This window comes from Achromobacter aloeverae (assembly GCF_004121055.1).
Taxonomy (GTDB): Bacteria; Pseudomonadota; Gammaproteobacteria; order Burkholderiales; family Burkholderiaceae_B; genus Bordetella_C; species Bordetella_C aloeverae.
This window is the reverse complement of record NZ_PYAL01000003.1, coordinates 506,393-522,960: the sequence shown is the minus strand read 5'-3', so window position 1 is coordinate 522,960 and position 16,568 is coordinate 506,393. Positions and strand designations below refer to the sequence as shown.

Sequence of the window (16,568 nt, the reverse complement as noted above, 5' to 3'; positions counted from 1 at the left end):
CATGCCCGCGATCTCGTACCATAACCGGCAAAGCGGCGGGCGGCCCGGATATCCCGCATTCGGAGCAAGGGAAAAGGCAGGCCAGGCGCGGGGGCCCTGCGGTACGGCGCTCGCGGGAAGCCCGGCTTATCCGCGCAGCTTGAACTGGTTGATCAACAGGCCGCCCATGATGGTACCGACACCCAGCCACTGCAGGGCCGACAACGCTTCGTCGAACGCGACCGCGCCGGCCCACAGGCCGACGATGGGCACCAGCAGCGAGTAGGGCGATACCCGTCCCGCGTCATGACGCTGCAGCAGGCGCGTCCAGAGCGAATAGGCCAGCAAGGTCGCGAACAGGCCCAGGTACAACACGGCCAGTCCCTCCCGGATGCCGAACGCCTCCAGCATCCGCCACGTCGTGTCGTCGCCCTCCGTCATGACGGCCAGCGCGAAAAAGGGCACGATGGGCACCATGCTGCTCCAGACGACGAACGCGAACGGGTCGTAGGACGGATTGGCCCGCTTGGCGTAGCGCACCACCATGTTCGAGGCGGCCCACATGAACGCCGCGCCCAGCGTCAGCACGAAACCGATGAGTGTCATCTGCCCCGGCCCTTCGCCCCGCGCGATCGCGATGGCGGCCAGGCCGGTGGCGGCGACGAACAATCCCGCCCATTGGCGCATGCCGGCGCGCTCGTGGAGCAAGGGCCCGGCCAGCAATATGGTGAACATGGCCTGCATCTGCATGACCACCGAAGCCATGCCGGCGGGCATGCCGAACTTGAGCGCGGTGAACAGCAGGCCAAATTGGCCCAGCCCCTGGACGATGCCGTTCAAGGCGATATACCGCCACGGCAGCGCCGGGCGTTTCACGAAGATCAGGAACGGCAGGGACGCGACCGCAAAGCGCAGCGCGCCAAGCAGCATAGGGCCGAGGCCCTTCAGCCCCAGTTTCATGACGACGAAGTTCGTGCCCCAGATGACAACCACCGCCGCGACGCACAGGTAATCCCCGCCGGACATGCGGGTGGTGGTGGCCATGGGCTGGGCTCCTCTTTGTATTCATGATGCCGGGTTTGGGCTGGGTCCGGGCTGGGTCCGGGCTGGGTTCGGCCTGCCCGATCGCCTACGTATCCGCCGAGATCGTGGACGTCACGGCGACGTGCGAGGAAGCGGCCTGGTTCATGTCCAGCATGTTCGAGCGCAGATACTCCGCGGTCTCCTCGTCCGTGCAGTACACATAGCAGCCTTTCATTCCCCGGCTCATCAGCGTCTTGTACGTGTTCTTGATGATACGGTCCACCTCGGCACGCGCCAGGACGGGATCGGTCTTCAGCCAGCGCTTGTATCCGCGTATCGTCTTGTCGCGGTGGTCCCTTTCCTCGGGCCGCGTCTCGATCTTGCCGTCACGGACGATGAAATCGGGACCGATGATAACCCCGATATAGTCCACCTCCAGGCCTTGGCAGGTATGGATGCAGCCGACCTGTTCCACCGACTCCGGCGCGATGATCCAGAGACTGCCATCCTTGCTCAGATTCCACTGCCTGCGGTACTCACCGATAACGATATCGTCCGCATGGGGATCCTTCTTGCTGCGCCATGGCCAGCAATATCCGGCGACCACGCGCGCCCGGTTGCCGTTGTTCCGGGCACAGATCGCATCATGAAGCGCCTGGGGCGTATCGAATACGCGGAAGTCATATTCCGCCGTATCCAGCTGTGGATTGGCGGTGTCCCGTATCCCGAGCACATCGTCCAGCCACGCGAGGTAACCGTCCGATCCGCCGCATCGAAACTGCGACGCCAGTTCATACTCCTCCACCCGGGCCCCCTTGTCCTGGGCGTAAGCACGGATTCGCTGTTTGGTTCCTATGTCGCTCAAGGCCACGCGCTGGTCTTCGTCGATAAAGAACGCCGTACAAGCCGACGCGCCTATCAGTTCCTTGACCTGGTTTTCTCCGAGGTTTGCGTAAAGGCCGCTTTTCTCATTGAGCCGATGCGCTTCGTCGACGATCAGGAAATCATACGTATTCGCCGCGACATCGATAAAACGCCCCGACCCCGAAAACAGGTTCGAGAACCTTGTCTTGGTGATGGTTCCGGTCAGCCTTGCTTGGTAAACCTCGCGGGGCGCGGCGTTCTTCGATACATACTGCCCGAACAGGCCCGCGCCGGTCAGTCGAACGAGAAGATTGATGGCTACCACGGTCTTTCCTGTCCCCGGGCCACCTTCGATGATCAACACGCGGGGCGCTTCCGGCGTAGCCGTACGAACTGCCGCGAGGACCGCTTCAAAAACCTCTTTCTGGTCATCGATCAGCACGAACTCGGGCTTGTCCGCCAGCAGCCCCTTCAGGGCATCGGCGAGCGCCTTGGACGGTCGGATCCGGCCATTGACCAGCTCGTAGAGAATTTCCTTGGAATCGCCGTACCTGACATGCTTCTTGATGAAGTCCCGCAGCTGCTGGCGCTCCTTCGCGCCCTTCAAGAACAGCGGCGCCTTCACCGTGTACCCGGAATATTGATGCGAATCGAGCACGCCGTCGCGCGCGTAGTTGTGCAGATAAGCGCAGGGCCGGATGGCAATATCGCCGTCGTACACGGCTTCATTAAAGCCTTCCAGCAGCGCTGCGTACGACCAGGCCTGGTAAGACGGATGGACAGTCTCCCTGTGGCCCTTCCCCACATAGGTGACCACGATGGCGTCCTTCCCGGTCACCGAGGCCTTTTCCCATTGCTTCAGTTCGATAACGATGGCGTTCTTGTTGCCCGCCTCGTCCCTGCCCGTCAGCGTGACGTCGATACGTTTTGACGATTGCGGAATGTGCAATTCGACGGCGACGCCCATGTCGGCCGGAATCTCGTCATCGCGCAGCACCATGGCGACGTGGCCCAGGGACTCCCGCCATGCGCGAATTTCGGCGGCGTTCACGCGCCGGCCGGTGGCCGCCTTGAAATTGGCATGTACGACATTCTCGATATCGTCGAAGTCTATGTGATGGAGAAACTGCTTCTTGTCCGCTTCGTAAACGATCATCGGGCTTGTCCCTGACCACAAGGAACTAGAGGTCGGTGTATTTCTTGTTTGAACCCCTGGCTTTATCGACCGGGTATTTCTGGGCGTTCTTCTGAAGCTTCTGCTGGACGGCCTCGTTCAGGTCGACGCCCAGTACGGACGCAAGCCGGACGAGATATAGCTGCACGTCGGCCAGTTCGTCCTTGACCGCCTGGGCGGTGCGCGGGTCCTTGCCGGCGTCTCGCGACTGCGCTTCCGTCAGCCACTGGAAAATCTCGGTAAGTTCGCCGACTTCCCCGGTCAACGCCATCACCAGATTCTTGGGCGAATGGAACTGGGTCCAGTCGCGATCCGCGGCGAACTGTTCCAACGCCGTGGCCAAGGGCCTGACGTTCATGAGCGACTCGACAGGGCGCGCGTCTTGGGGATGTGTCACAGGGAATCCGTCCAGTAGGTTGCAACTTATACGGTATGTTAAGGCTGGACGCAAATCACTATCACGCTGTGCCCGCGGTGTGCCCGCGGTGTGCCCGCGGAGGCGCGGATTACTGCCCGAAGGCGCTTTTCAACCTTTGCAGCTCCGCGAGGTTCAACTTGGCAGCCGCTTGCTGCGCGTAGTTGCGTTCCCCCGACTCATAGGCGCCGTTGTAAAGGCAGCTGCTGCGATTCGACCTGCACGAGTCCCCGCTTTTCGCGGCCGGCAAGGAAGAAGAGGAGGAGGAAGACAACGATGCCGCACCGTCCGGTCCGGCATCGTTCCTGGAACCGCTCGACGCGCAGCCGGCAAGCAAGGCGACAAGGCACAGGCCTGCAACACGAGGACTCAACATGGGACGAACTATCTCCCTGGCGTCCTGGAAGGGAACGCCATGGTCATTGGAGTGGACTGCCGTCGGCCATGAATCGATGGCCTGGCAAAAGGAACGCCACGCATGCACGAGGCGTAGGCCTGACGGCCCATAAGCTGTTGATTGTACGGATATTTGCGGAATTTTCGTCAAATTCGCCGTATTAACCCAGGCCAGGTCTTAGGGTTGAGATCACTCCAGTGCAGCGCGCTATCAGCCATAATCACTTCGACCTGACGCCGAGCGGCGGCGGCAGGTCAGCGCTCGCGTCCTCGTAGACCAGGGGTCGGCGGGCCCTCGTCTCGTACCCTGCGCGGAATATCTCGATGGTGACACCTGAAACGCCTGGCGACGACTTGGTACGGGCCCGCAGCCAACGGCCCCGCGATCTGCCCCAAGGCTTCCGGGCCGGCCTGATTACGGCCATCACGGTGCTGCTGGGTTTTTCGCTGGGCTTCCTGCGCTACTGGGGCCTCGACGCGCCGGGCGATTGGAGCGCGTTGTCGGTGATACCGGGCGTGTCCCTGTTTCTCGCCACCCTGCTGCAGATACTCACCTTGTACCGCGCCTTGCGTCTGGAAGACGAGGCCGAGGCTGAATACCGCAAAACCGTGCGATGGTTCATCGCGTCGGCGATGCTGCTGCTTGTGGGCGTGACAGCGGCGTTGTGGGAAGGAGCCTAACGGCCGAGGAAACAGATCGCGCTGCGCCGATCTGGATCGCGGGTTATCCCCAGGACTAAATCCAGAAAGGAAGCATTATCCTGTCGTCCAACAATTAATCGGTCGTTTAATTGATTATTGCGCGTGAGCGTAGCCTGGCGGGCCCAGGTTCACCAGACTGGCTAGTCACAACTGGAGAATTAAATGCGGAAGTGGTCTCAAGTGATATCCCTCGCGGGCCTTGTCGCTATGTCAGCGCTGGCGAGTGCGCAGGAAACGGTGAGGATCGGCGTCATCGAGCCGCTCACGGGCTCGGTCGCCTACAACGGCCTGGCCTCGGTCAACGGCGCCAAACTGGCCGTCTCGCTGCGCAATGCGGCCGGGGGCGTGTTGGGCCGCAAAATCGAACTCGTCATCGAGGACGGCCAGTGTCGCCCAGCCAACTCCGTCAACGCCGCTGAAAAACTGGTGCAGCGCGACAAAGTCGTGGCACTGCAAGGCGCCTTCTGCAGTTCCGCCACGGCGGCCGTCATGCCGGTGGCGGAAAAGTACAAGATACCCTTCCTCACCGGCGTTTCGTCGAAAGCCGACTTGACAGAGAAAGGCATGCAGTACTTCTTTCGCTCGGCGGAGACCGATCGCCTGATGTCGAAGACCTTCAGCAAGATCCTCGCCGACAAACTGGAACTCAAGACCGTGGCCTATATCGGCGTCAACGACGACTGGGGGCGCGGCGGCGTGGAGGACTTCTCCAAGGATCTCGAAGCGCTGGGCGTGAAAACCGTGATGAAGGAATACTTTGATCACGGCGCGACCGACTTCTACACGCTGCTGACCAAGCTGCGCGCAAGCAAGGCCGATGGCGTATTCGTGGCGGCGGAAACGCAAGACGGCTCCACCCTGGTCAAGCAATTCAAGGAGTTGGGCCTCACTACGAAGATCTTCGGTGTGGGTTCATGGGCCACCGCCGACTTCATCGGGCTGACCGGCGATGCGTCCGAGGGCATCTACGCCGCGGTGCCCTATGCATCGAGCCTCTCCAACGACCGCAACAAGGCTTTTGTCGAGCAGTACGCCAAGGCCTACAACGAGAAGCCCGGCAAATACAGCGCCGCCGGCTACAACGCGATGAATATCCTGCTCGACGCGGTGCAACGCGCCGGCAAGGCCGAGCCCGAAGCCATCCGCGACGCCCTGCGCCAGACTGACTACGCTGCGCCCAATGGCCGCTACCGCTTCACCGACAAGGGCGAAGGCTACGGCTTCGACGTGGCGCTGGTGCGGATCAGCAATCGCGAGCCGAACGTCGTGGCCCAGTCAGCCACAGAGAAACCCTGAGTGACGGGGGAGCTCCACGATGGAATTGCTTCCTCAATACCTCGCCAACGGTCTGGTGACGGGATCGTTCTACGCGCTCTCGGCGCTGGGACTGACCTTGATCCTGGGCCTTATGCGGGTGGTGAACTTTGCGCACGGCGAGCTGTACATGCTGGGTGGCGTAATGGGCTGGTGGGCAACCACGCGCCTGGGACTCGACTTCTTCAGCGGCTTGGTGCTGGTGGCAGTGGCCATGGGCGCCTTCGGATGGCTGGTTGACCGCCTCCTGATCGAACGCATCCGGAATCAGGGCGAGGAGCCGGGCATCCTGCTCACCATAGGTCTGTCCATCTTCCTGGCGAACACGGCATTGCTGGTCGTAGGCACCGCGCCGCTCAAGGTCGAGGCGCCCATATCCGCCGCCCCGATCTTTCTTGGCACCGTGGTACTGACCAAGCTTCGCGTATTCGCCGTGATCGTCTGTGCGCTGCTCATTGCCGTCGCGTGGCTCGTCATTCACAAGACGCGCCTTGGGCGCGCCATGCGCGCCACTTTCCAGGACCCGATGGCTGCGCAACTGGTCGGCGTTCGCACTGCCAACGTCTATGCAGCTACCTTCGCCATGGGCACCGTGATCGCATCCACCGCAGGCATGCTGCTGGGTTCCATCTACTCGGCACAGGTGGCCATCGGTGGGCTGGTGAGCATGAAGGCCTTCGTGGTGGTGATCCTGGGCGGCATGGGCAGCTTCGCGGGCGCCATCGCGGGCGGACTGCTACTGGGCGTGGTCGAGGCGCTATGGGGCGGCTATGTCGCCACCGGCTGGGTGGACATCATCGGATTCGCACTGGTGATCCTCACGCTCGTCTTTCGGCCTTACGGCCTCTTTTCCAAACGGGCGGAGCGAGCATGAAATTCGAGAAGCATTGCCTTGTGGTGCTGATGGCCCTGGCCGCGCTGCTGCCGCTAGCGGTGCGCGACCAGTATCTACTGCACATCGCCATCATGGTGCTGTTTTATGCCGTGCTGGCCAGCAGCCTGAACCTGGTGGTCGGCTATGTGGGCGAGTTTTCGCTCGGACACACGGCTTTCCTGGGCACCGGCGCCTATGCCGCGGCCATCCTCTCCACCCGGTACGGTTGGCCGATGTGGGCCACCGTGCCGATGGCCGGCTTGCTGGCAGCCGTGGTGGGCGTGGTCATCGGTGGCATCACGCTGCGGCTCCAGGGGCCGTTCTTCGTGATCGTGACGTTGTCCTTCGCCGAAGTGCTGCGCCTGGTGGCCGACAACTGGATCGGACTGACCAACGGCCCCATGGGCATCGCCGGCATCCCGCAGCCCACATTGCCGGGCGACGCGGGAAACCTGGGGGCCAAACAGCTCTACTACGCCATCGCCTGGGTTCTGCTGGCGGTAACGCTCTACCTTAGCTTCCGCTTCGTGCATTCGAACGCCGGCCGCGCGGCTGTGGCGGTGCGTGAGAACCGCTACGTGGCACAGTCCATCGGCATCCGGCCGCTAAGCTATTCGATGCTGGCGCTGGTGCTGGGCGCGCTGCTCTCCGGCATGGCGGGCGGCTTCTATGCCCACTACATCTCCTTCGTCGGCCCTGAGATGTTCAAGTTCGCCTTCATGGTGAGCATGATCATCATGGTGCTCATCGGTGGAAAGGGTACGCTGGTGGGACCGCTGGTCGGCGCGCTGCTGGTGACCTTCCTGGAAGAATACCTGCGCGAGGCCAAGGAGTTGCGACTATCGATCTTCGGCCTGGTCGTCATCGCGATCGTGCTCTTCCTGCCGCGCGGCCTGACGGGTTTTCTGCAGCAATGGCGTGCGTCTCGCAAGGCGGCCGCACCCAACATCGCCGCCCCGAAGGCGCAGAGGAGGACGGCATGAGCGGGATCTTGGCGATGAATGCGCCGCGTACGCTGGAAATACGCGGATTGGGCAAGTCTTTCGGCGGCATCCAGGCGGTCAAGGACATCAGCTTCGATGTGCGCCCCGGCGAGATCGTCGGGCTGATCGGACCCAACGGCGCGGGCAAGACCACCTGCTTCAATCTGATCACCGGCTTCTATACACCCAGCGCGGGCCAAGTGCGCTTCGGCGGCGATGACGTCACCGCGCGCAAGCCCTTCCACATGGCCCGCCTGGGGATCGTGCGCAGCTTCCAGAAGACCAACATCCTGAAGTCGCTGACCGTGTTCGAGAACGTGCTCACTGGCCACTACATGGAGGCGCGCCAGCCGCTGTGGCGCACCTTTTTTCCTGGCCGTGCAGTGCGGGAAACCGAGCGGACCGTGCGCGAGAGCGCCGAGAAGATCGTGGAGGTGATGGGACTTGCGCACCGCATGGACACGCCGGCGTCGGTGCTGTCTTGTGGCGAGTTGCGGCTGCTGGAAGTCGCGCTTGCCCTGGCTGCCAAGCCGGAGATCCTGATGCTCGACGAACCGGCCGCCGGCCTCAACAGCCTGGAGGCGCGTCAATTCGGCGAGATCCTGAGGACCCTGCTCGACGGCATGGTGCGCTCGGTCCTCATCGTCGAGCACAACATGGGCTTGGTGATGGGTGTGTCCGACCGCATCGTCGTGATGCACTTCGGACAAAAGCTGGCCGAGGGCACGCCGGCCGAGATCCAGGCCAATCCGCGCGTCATCGAAGCCTACCTGGGCGGAGGAAAAAAAGCATGAACGCCGTGTTGCAACCCGAGGCCCCGATGCGCGCCGCGGCCGACACCGATCCCGGCATACTGCTGGAGCTGCGCGACCTGCATGTGAGCTACGGCAAGACCGCCGCGCTGCACGGCGTGAACCTGAACGTACGCGTCGGCGAGGTGGTGGCGCTGATCGGCGCCAACGGCGCCGGCAAAAGCACCACCTTGCGCACGATCTCCGGCTTGCTCAAGCCCACACGCGGCGAGATCCGGTACCAAGGCCGGCAGATCACTGGCATGCCAGCCGACCGCGTGGTCCGGCAGGGCATCGCACAGTCGCCGGAAGAGCGGCACGTGTGGCCAGCCATGACCGTGTACGAGAACCTCGCGATGGGTGGCTACCTGTGCAAGTCCAACGCCGAGATCGACAAGCGCGTGGGTGTGGTCTACCACCGCTTCCCACGCCTGAAGGAACGCCATCGCCAGCTGGCCGGCACCCTGAGCGGCGGCGAACAGCAGATGCTGGCCATCGGCCGCGCGCTCATGTCCGAACCGGAACTGTTGCTGCTCGACGAGCCCAGCCTGGGCCTGAGCCCGCGCATGGCCGAGGAGATGTTCGAGTTCGTGCGTGAGATCAATGCGCACGGCGTGACCGTGGTGTTGGTGGAACAGAACGTACACAACGCGCTGTCGGTCGCACAGCGCGCCTATGTCTACGAGACCGGCCGCGTGGTCGCCGAGCGCGATGCGGCCGGTCTGCTGCAAGACCCGGAACTGCTCAGCGCCTACCTGGGTGCCTGAGTAGCGCGTCGGCGCGGGCCACTTCATCCTTGGCTCCCCGCTTTGCGCTTCTGGCGCGCTTAATTAATTAATCGTTTATTTATTTCATAATCGTTCCTCACAGGATCGGCCCCCATAAGGAGAGAAACAATATGAGCAAACCCATGCGAGTAGGCATCGTCGGCGGCGGCATCGGTGGCGTCGCCCTGGCGCGCGCGCTGCGGCTGCGTGGCATCGACGCGCATGTCTTTGAGCGTGCCTCGGCTTTCGGTGAGATAGGCGCGGGCGTGCAGATGACCCCCAACGCCGCCAAGGTGCTGCAGGCCCTGGGCGTGGGCGACGGCCTGGCTCGCATCGGTTTTCTGCCCAACGCCATGGTCGGACGCAACTGGAACGATGCGCGGGAGCTCTTTCGCACGCCATTGCGCGAAGTCTGCCCGCGCCTGTTCGGCGCCGACTTCTGGCACGTGCACAGGGCCGACCTGCACGCCGTCCTCTGCGAAGGCATACCAGCCGACCGGGTGCGATTCAACGTGGCATGCACGGGCGTCAGCCAGGAGGGTGGGGGAGCCATCGCCCATTTCAGCGACGGCAGCCGTTTCGAAGCCGACCTGATCGTAGGCGCCGACGGCATCCACTCCGTCGTACGGGACACCCTCTGGGGCAAGACTGCCGCGCAGTTCACCGGTCACATGTGCTGGCGCGCGCTGGTGCCGGTAGCGCAGCACCCACTGTCCTTCGTCAGCCCTGATGCGTCCTTCTGGATGGGCCCGAAGGCGCACATCGTCACCTACTACGTCAAGGGCGGCGCGGCGGTGAACATTGTGGCGGTCAATGAGAGCACCGACTGGGTCGCCGAGTCCTGGACCGAGCCCAGCACCCGTGATGAGCTGTTGGGTGCTTACGCTGGCTGGCACGAGAACATCATCCGCCTGTTCGAAAAGACGGATACCCAGCAGATCTTCAAATGGGGCCTGTTCGACCGCGACCCGATGGCGCAGTGGTCGCAGGGTCACGTCACCCTGCTGGGCGACGCCGCGCACCCCATGCTGCCGTTCCTGTCGCAGGGCGCGGCCATGGCCATCGAGGATGCCTACGTGTTGGCCGCCGCGCTGTCGCACTTCGACGGCGATATCGACGGTGCGTTGCGCGCCTACGAAGCCGAGCGTCGCCCGCGCACCGCTCGCGTGCAACTGGAGGCCCGCGAGCGCGGCCGCACCTACCACCTTTCCACGCCGGAAGAGCAGAAACAACGCGACGAGGAATTCCAGAAGGCTCAGTCCAAGGACCCGAACGCGGTCGGCATCAAGGCCGAATGGGTCTACGCCTACGACGCCACGCGTTGCATTGAGCGCTTTGACTCATCCGAGACCGCCATCGCCTGAAGGAAGACACCCCCATGACCACCACCAAGACCCAGTTTCGCATCGGGCAAATCGTGCCCAGTTCCAACACCACCATGGAGACCGAGATCCCCGCCATGCTGCGCTTGCGCGAACAGGTGCGCCCGGAACGCTTCACCTTCCACTCGGCGCGCATGAGGATGAAACATGTGAACAAGGAAGAACTCGCCGCCATGGACGCCGAATCCGACCGCTGCGCGCTCGAGTTGAGCGACGCCCGCGTGGACGTGCTCGGGTATGCCTGCCTGGTCGCGATCATGGCCATGGGCCGGGGCTATCACCGCCAGTCGCAGTCGCGCCTGGGCGAGGTCACTGCCTCCAACGCTGGTGCCGCACAAGTGGTCACCAGCGCCGGCGCGCTGGTGGACGCCCTGAAGGTGATGGGCGTCAAACGCATCGCGCTCGTGGCGCCTTACATGAAGCCGCTCACCAAGTTGGTGATCGACTACATCGAGCACGAAGGCTTCGAGGTGGCCGACTGGCGCGCCCTGGAGATCGCTGACAACCTTGAGGTGGGCCGCCATGATCCGGCGAAGCTGCCAGCCATCGTTGCTGGAATGAAGACCGATGACGTCGACGCCATCGTGCTTTCGGCATGCGTGCAGATGCCCTCGCTGCCAGCCATCGCGCGGGTCGAGGCCGCCACCGGCAAGCCGGTGATCACCGCCGCCGTCGCCACCACGTATGCCATGCTCGGCGCGCTGGGGCTGGAACAGGTGGTGCCCGGCGCCGGGGCGCTGCTCTCGGGCGCGTACAGCCACCACACCCGGGAGGCAGCAAAATGAGCGGCACATCTCGCAGCACATTCCTCTATGGCGCACACGTGCACGCCAATGGCATTCGCCAGCATTACCTGCGCTACGGCGGCGCGGAAGGCGCGCGCGCCAGCCGCGACGCCGTCGTTCTCATCCCCGGCATCACCAGCCCCGCTGTCACCTGGGGTTTCGTAGCCGAGCGTTTCGGCCGCCATTTCGACACCTACGTGCTCGACGTGCGCGGACGCGGCCTGAGCGAAGCCTCCGATTCGCTCGACTACAGCCTGGACGCACAGGCTGCCGACCTCAACGCCTTCACCGCGGCCCTGGGCCTGTCTCGCCATGCCTTCGTCGGCCACTCGATGGGCGGGCGCATCGCCATCCGCGCCGCCGCCAAGCACCCCACTGGCCTGGCCCGCCTGGTCGCGGTCGACCCGCCGGTCTCCGGTCCGGGCCGCCGCCCCTATCCGGCCAAACTGCCTTGGTACGTGGACTCGATCCGCCTGGCGCGTCACGGCATCAGCCTGGAGCAGATGCGCGAGTTCTGCCCTACCTGGAGCGAAGAGCAGTTACGCCTGCGCGCGCAGTGGCTACACACCTGCGACGAGCGCGCCATCGTCACCAGCTTCGAGGGCTTCCAGACCGATGACATCCATGCCGACCTGCCGCTTATCGACGTGCCCTTCCTGCTCCTGAGCGCCGAGCGCGGAGACGTCATCCGCGAGGAGGACGTGGCCGAGATTCGCGCCCTGGTCCCAGGCCTGCGCGAGCATCGCGTGGCCGGTGCCGGCCACATGATTCCCTGGGATAACGAGGAAGGCTTCCATCGCGCCTTCGGCGACTTCCTCGGTGCGGCCCTGGACTGAGCCGCTTCCATCCACCCACCCGATATCGGAGAAATTCCCATGGCTATCTGCGACACCGAGCTGATCCGTGCGTGGACCCAGGTGCTAACCCTGTCGAAGCTCAAGGCCGGAGACGCGGTCACCGTGCTCACCAGCGACCACACCCATCCGCAGACCCTGCGATGCGCTATCACCGCCGCCACCATGATGGGGGCCTGCGTGAGCCGACTCGACCTGCCGCCGATCAACGGCGAGAAGGCGCTCAGCCGCGACACGCTCGCCTACCTGGGCACCACCCCGCTCACCGGTAACCGCGCGGCCATCGCCGCGCTCAAGGCCAGCGACCTGGTGCTGGACCTCATGACGCTGCTCTTCTCTCCCGAGCAGCATGAGATCCTGAGCACCGGGACCAGGATCCTGCTGGCGGTCGAACCACCCGAAGTACTGACGCGCCTGGTGCCCACCATGGAGGATTACCATCGCGTACAGGCCGCGGTGGCCCTGCTCAAGGGGAAGCGCGAGATGCATGTCACCTCCGCCGCCGGCACCGACCTGCACCTGCCGCTGGGCGAGTACCCGATTACGGCCGAGTATGGCTTCGTGGATCAGCCCGGCCGCTGGGATCACTGGCCGAGCGGCTTCGCCTTCACCTGGCCCAACGAGGGCGGCGCGCACGGCCGTATCGTGCTGGCCAAGGGCGACGTACTACTGCCGCAAAAGAGCTATGTCGGCGAACGGATCTCCCTGACTGTGCAAAACGGCTTTGTCACCGCCATCGACGGCGACGCGGAAGCCGAGCTTCTGCGCGAGTACATCGAGTCCTTCGAGGACCCGGAAGCCTACGCTATCTCGCACGTGGGCTGGGGGCTGCAAAAGCGCGCCTACTGGTCCACACTGGGCCTGTACGATCGCGAGGCCACCCTGGGCATGGACGCACGCGCGGTCAGCGGCAATTTCCTGTTCTCGCTCGGCCCCAACAACGAAGCCGGCGGCAGCCGTACCACGGCCTGCCACATCGACATTCCCATGCGCCGTTGCAATGTCTTCGTCGACGGTCTTCAGGTCGTGGCCGACGGCAAGGTGGTCGAGTCCTTGATGCAGAGCGGTACCGCGGCGGCTCCCCAGGCCAGCCCGAAGGAGCGCGTCCATGCATGAGGAATCGGAAGTCTACGAACGCCAGGGCTTCGGCAGCGGCCTGGGCGTGCAAGCGCCGGTCGGCCTGCTGATCGTCGATTTCGTCAACGGCTTTGCCGACCCGGCAGTCTTCGGCGGCGGCAACATCCCGCCGGCTATCGCGCGCACCGTTGACCTGTTGGCCGAGGCACGCGCTCGCAAATGGCCGGTCGCGCACAGCCGCATCGTCTACGCCGACGACGACAGCGACGCCAACGTTTTCAGTACCAAGGTGCCCGGCATGCTGACGCTAAAGGAGCACTCCCCCGCCAGCGCCATCGTGAACGAACTCGCCCCGCGTGCTGGCGAGCTGGTAGTGCGCAAGAATGTGCCCTCGGCCTTTTTCGGCACCACGCTCGCGCCCTGGCTGACGCAGCATGGCGTACGCACGCTGCTGGTGGCCGGCTGCGTAACCAGCGGCTGCGTGCGCGCCAGCGTGGTGGATGCCATGTGTTGGGGATTTCGCCCTGTCGTGCTGGAAGATTGCGTAGGCGACCGCGCGATCGGCCCGCACGAGGCCAGCCTTTTCGATATGCGGCAGAAGTACGCTGACGTGTTGACCTTACAGGCGTTGCGCGAACAGTTGGCCTAGCCGTTGCGCAGGGTGGGTGGCGCAGGCGCCTTCAGAGCGCCTTCAGGGCGCCTGAAAGCCGCCCACCACGAAGCGCGTGACCTGGTCGATAAGCGCTTCGGTATCCTCGGGGTCGTACAGGCCCTTGGGCGTCATCTCTTCCATGCGGTGCGTGTCCGAGAAGGCATAGAGGTAGGTGCCAACCATCAGTGTCATACGCCAATAGGCGTCCAGTTCGCCCAACCCAGGCAATGCCAGCCTCAGCGCCTCCACATAGCGTTGTGTCGAGGAACCGTAGGCATGCGTTCGCAGCTTGTACGAGATCTCCGGCGGTTCAGTGTGCAGCCGCGCCTGCAAGCGCAGGAAGGAGCGGCCCTGCGATGTAGCGCGCAGTGCGAGCGTGGGCGAAAGGAAAGCATGCACAATCTCGCGCACCGTGGGCGTCCCTTTATCGAGCAGGGCTTCCAGCGAATCGACGCGCTGCTTGGATATGACTTGACCGCGGCGCAGGAAAGTTTCCTCGAACAAACCGTACTTCGAGCCGAAGTAATAGCTGATCATGGCCTGCGTCACGTTCGTGGCCGCTGCGATCTCGCGCATTTTGGTACCGGCATAGCCCAATTCGGCAAACTGCGCTTCGGCAGTGTCCATGATCTCGTCGCGAACGGCACTGGTTCCTTCAGGCCGGCCGGGCTTTCTTTGCTTGACCCGTGCTGTGCTCTTCTCCGTCATTGCTTTCTCATAATTAATCAGCCGACTAATTATTCTAGTATAAGGGCAACGCGCGACTTTGAGGAACCTCCCGGTTCGCCGGTTGACCGAGGGCGGCCAGTCCTGCCGCATGAACGGACGCCAGATCATGGCGACCACCTTGAACCACATGCAATCGCGCGTTTGGAAGGGACCTACGTCGCAATGGCCTGGGCCAGCTTCTGGATCGACAGCGGGGCGCAGCCCTCGGCATCGTTGCTGACCGTCACGTAGGCCGGCTGGCCCGCGCCCGTGATCCCGCGGATCGTGCGCGCCAGCACCATGCGAGTAGACAGATCCTCGCTGACAATGGCATTGAACGGATCGTGCTTTTTCTGCGCGTCGGCATAACCATACGCGCCGAATATGCGGTTCAGGTTCCACCGGCAGACCAGCGGCCCCGGCCACAGCGCGCGCAGCATCGGCAGTTGCGCTTCGATCGGCGGCATCTTGCCGTGCAAGCCCAGGCAGAAAGTAGCTCCATGCGCCTTGAGCGTATCAACCAGCGCCTGGCCCAGTAGTTCAGGGTCCCGCACTTCCACCGCGACAATCACGGCGCCATGCGCGGACAAAGCCTCCCGGACAGCCGCCAGCATGCGGCCCAGCTTCTCAAACAGCGTTGCGGGGCGGCTCAGCCACCCCCAGGACAGAGGGCTCAACTGAAACACCAGGACACCGAGCTTGGCGCCCAGGCCTTCGAGCGTCGGCCGCACAAAGTCCTGGATGGCCAGCGCAGGATCGAGAAAAACCGGGTTGACCTCGCGCGTCCTGCCTTCTTCGCCATGCGCCTGTGCGTCGGTAATGCTGGCGGGACATTTGACGACGAAACGGAAGTCGTCATCGACCTGCCCCGCGTAAACGGCATACTGCCTTGCCGTCAACGGGCGCCAGAAAGTGCGGTCCACACAAACCGTGCGCAGAAGCGGATGCTGGTGGTAGGCGCCAAGACCATGCTTCGACAGCGTGCTCGAATCGTATTCGCCATCCCAGACCAGCCCATCCCAGCCTGGATATGACCAAGTAGAGACGCCAAAGCGCAGTTGCTCCGGAAGCTGCCGCGCGAGCGCGCTCCACCCTTGCGCCGCGGGAGCGGGAAGCACCTTGGCCATGCCCCGGAGGGCGGAAACCTCCGCCTTTGCGCGAGAGGCCGTATGGTCCGAGGAGTTGACCGGAGGCTCGGGAAGCGCCTCTCCGAAAAGATCGTCTTGCATACTTGTCATGCTGGCACGGAAGTAGGCTTGCAGGCAGCGGGCATGCGGCGCATCACGCTGATGGGCCGAAAAATGTACCGGACTTTAGGTGCGGGTAGTGGGCTTTCCCGGTCCAAACGGCATCGGAAGAAGTGGAAGAGTCTGGCATCAGACCCCTATCCTTCAAATAATTGCTCCATTGGGAACGATTATCTAGGATTCAAGCTCCTTTGGGAGCACTTAGATGGATTCCCCATACCCCTCCCCGTCGCACGAGCGATCCGAAAGCTTGGCGGCAGGCGTCGCCATATCTCCCAGGCTTCGCTTGCCGAACGCATGGGCGCATCCCTCTCCACGGTACGCCGCATGGAGAAAGGCGACGTCCGCGTGCCCATCCACTTTTTCGCCCGGGTGCTGCACGTCTTCGGCGAGATCAAGGCCCTGGAACGGTTGCTGGATACCCCGAACGACGAGATCGGGCTGATGCTGATGGACGAACAGTTGCCCAAGCGGATACCCAGTAAGCGTGAGACGCCTTCGGGAGCGTTGTGATAGCCGCCGTGGCCCTGGGCATTATCTCGGCCTAGACATGGCAATGCAATTGCATTACCATGTGCCAT

At 63.5% G+C, this 16,568-nt stretch carries 17 protein-coding genes; 12 read left to right on the top strand and 5 right to left on the bottom strand.

The genetic code is table 11. The features are described 5' to 3' along the window. Positions 1-126: 126 nt before the first annotated feature. From C7R54_RS13380 to C7R54_RS13370, 3 genes are all read right to left on the bottom strand, one after another. Positions 127-1,005, bottom strand: a complete 879-nt coding sequence (locus C7R54_RS13380) for an EamA family transporter (protein WP_129151068.1) — start codon at positions 1,003-1,005, stop codon at positions 127-129. Positions 1,006-1,108: 103 nt separating this feature from the next. Then, positions 1,109-3,022 carry a DUF2075 domain-containing protein gene (locus C7R54_RS13375; protein ID WP_129150909.1) on the bottom strand — a complete coding sequence of 638 codons (1,914 nt, stop codon included), beginning with the start codon at positions 3,020-3,022 and terminating at the stop codon, positions 1,109-1,111. Positions 3,023-3,047: 25 nt separating this feature from the next. After that, the gene (locus C7R54_RS13370; protein WP_129150908.1) at positions 3,048-3,398 is read right to left on the bottom strand and encodes a nucleotide pyrophosphohydrolase; all 351 of its coding nucleotides are present in this window, start codon (positions 3,396-3,398) and stop codon (positions 3,048-3,050) included. Between the two features lie 777 nt (positions 3,399-4,175). Between C7R54_RS13370 and C7R54_RS13360 the strand changes: the two genes are divergently transcribed. The 11 genes from C7R54_RS13360 to C7R54_RS13310 all read left to right on the top strand — a co-directional run bounded on the left by C7R54_RS13360 (position 4,176) and on the right by C7R54_RS13310 (position 14,029). Beyond that, positions 4,176-4,532, top strand: coding sequence for a hypothetical protein (locus tag C7R54_RS13360; RefSeq protein WP_129150906.1), 357 nt, complete (start codon positions 4,176-4,178; stop codon positions 4,530-4,532). A gap of 228 nt (positions 4,533-4,760) precedes the next feature. Continuing rightward, positions 4,761-5,849: an ABC transporter substrate-binding protein gene (locus C7R54_RS13355; RefSeq protein ID WP_240039506.1), complete on the top strand. Its 1,089-nt coding sequence runs from the start codon at positions 4,761-4,763 to the stop codon at positions 5,847-5,849. A gap of 19 nt (positions 5,850-5,868) precedes the next feature. Then, positions 5,869-6,741, top strand: a complete 873-nt coding sequence (locus C7R54_RS13350; RefSeq protein ID WP_129150904.1) for a branched-chain amino acid ABC transporter permease — start codon at positions 5,869-5,871, stop codon at positions 6,739-6,741. Then, complete coding sequence (locus C7R54_RS13345; protein WP_129150903.1) at positions 6,738-7,724, top strand: branched-chain amino acid ABC transporter permease; 987 nt, start codon at positions 6,738-6,740, stop codon at positions 7,722-7,724. The genes C7R54_RS13350 and C7R54_RS13345 overlap by 4 nt, the downstream gene beginning before the upstream one ends. Then, positions 7,721-8,518: an ABC transporter ATP-binding protein gene (locus C7R54_RS13340; RefSeq protein WP_129150902.1), complete on the top strand. Its 798-nt coding sequence runs from the start codon at positions 7,721-7,723 to the stop codon at positions 8,516-8,518. The genes C7R54_RS13345 and C7R54_RS13340 overlap by 4 nt, the downstream gene beginning before the upstream one ends. A gap of 26 nt (positions 8,519-8,544) precedes the next feature. Next, positions 8,545-9,282 carry an ABC transporter ATP-binding protein gene (locus tag C7R54_RS13335; RefSeq protein WP_192903661.1) on the top strand — a complete coding sequence of 246 codons (738 nt, stop codon included), beginning with the start codon at positions 8,545-8,547 and terminating at the stop codon, positions 9,280-9,282. A 131-nt stretch (positions 9,283-9,413) separates the two neighbouring features. Further along, a complete protein-coding gene (locus C7R54_RS13330; RefSeq protein WP_129150900.1) occupies positions 9,414-10,646 on the top strand; it encodes an FAD-dependent monooxygenase in 1,233 nt (410 codons plus the stop codon). A gap of 14 nt (positions 10,647-10,660) precedes the next feature. After that, a complete protein-coding gene (locus tag C7R54_RS13325; protein ID WP_129150899.1) occupies positions 10,661-11,449 on the top strand; it encodes a maleate cis-trans isomerase family protein in 789 nt (262 codons plus the stop codon). After that, on the top strand, positions 11,446-12,285 hold the full coding sequence (locus C7R54_RS13320; RefSeq protein ID WP_129150898.1) for an alpha/beta fold hydrolase: 840 nt from the start codon (positions 11,446-11,448) through the stop codon (positions 12,283-12,285). Before C7R54_RS13325 ends, C7R54_RS13320 begins: the two co-directional genes overlap by 4 nt. A 39-nt stretch (positions 12,286-12,324) precedes the next feature. Next, a complete protein-coding gene (locus tag C7R54_RS13315) occupies positions 12,325-13,419 on the top strand; it encodes a 2,5-dihydroxypyridine 5,6-dioxygenase NicX family protein (RefSeq protein WP_129150897.1) in 1,095 nt (364 codons plus the stop codon). Further along, a complete protein-coding gene (locus tag C7R54_RS13310) occupies positions 13,412-14,029 on the top strand; it encodes an isochorismatase family protein (RefSeq protein WP_129150896.1) in 618 nt (205 codons plus the stop codon). The genes C7R54_RS13315 and C7R54_RS13310 overlap by 8 nt, the downstream gene beginning before the upstream one ends. A gap of 42 nt (positions 14,030-14,071) precedes the next feature. Here C7R54_RS13310 and C7R54_RS13305 read toward each other — a convergent pair whose 3' ends face one another. Continuing rightward, positions 14,072-14,740: a TetR/AcrR family transcriptional regulator gene (locus C7R54_RS13305; protein ID WP_129150895.1), complete on the bottom strand. Its 669-nt coding sequence runs from the start codon at positions 14,738-14,740 to the stop codon at positions 14,072-14,074. Between the two features lie 173 nt (positions 14,741-14,913). Continuing rightward, positions 14,914-15,969: a DUF72 domain-containing protein gene (locus tag C7R54_RS13300; protein WP_377814523.1), complete on the bottom strand. Its 1,056-nt coding sequence runs from the start codon at positions 15,967-15,969 to the stop codon at positions 14,914-14,916. A gap of 315 nt (positions 15,970-16,284) precedes the next feature. On the opposite strand from C7R54_RS13300, the gene C7R54_RS13295 reads away from it, so the two are divergent. Then, positions 16,285-16,500 (top strand): DNA-binding protein, encoded by a 216-nt coding sequence (locus tag C7R54_RS13295; protein WP_338026163.1) that lies wholly within the window; start codon positions 16,285-16,287, stop codon positions 16,498-16,500. Positions 16,501-16,568 lie beyond the last annotated feature (68 nt).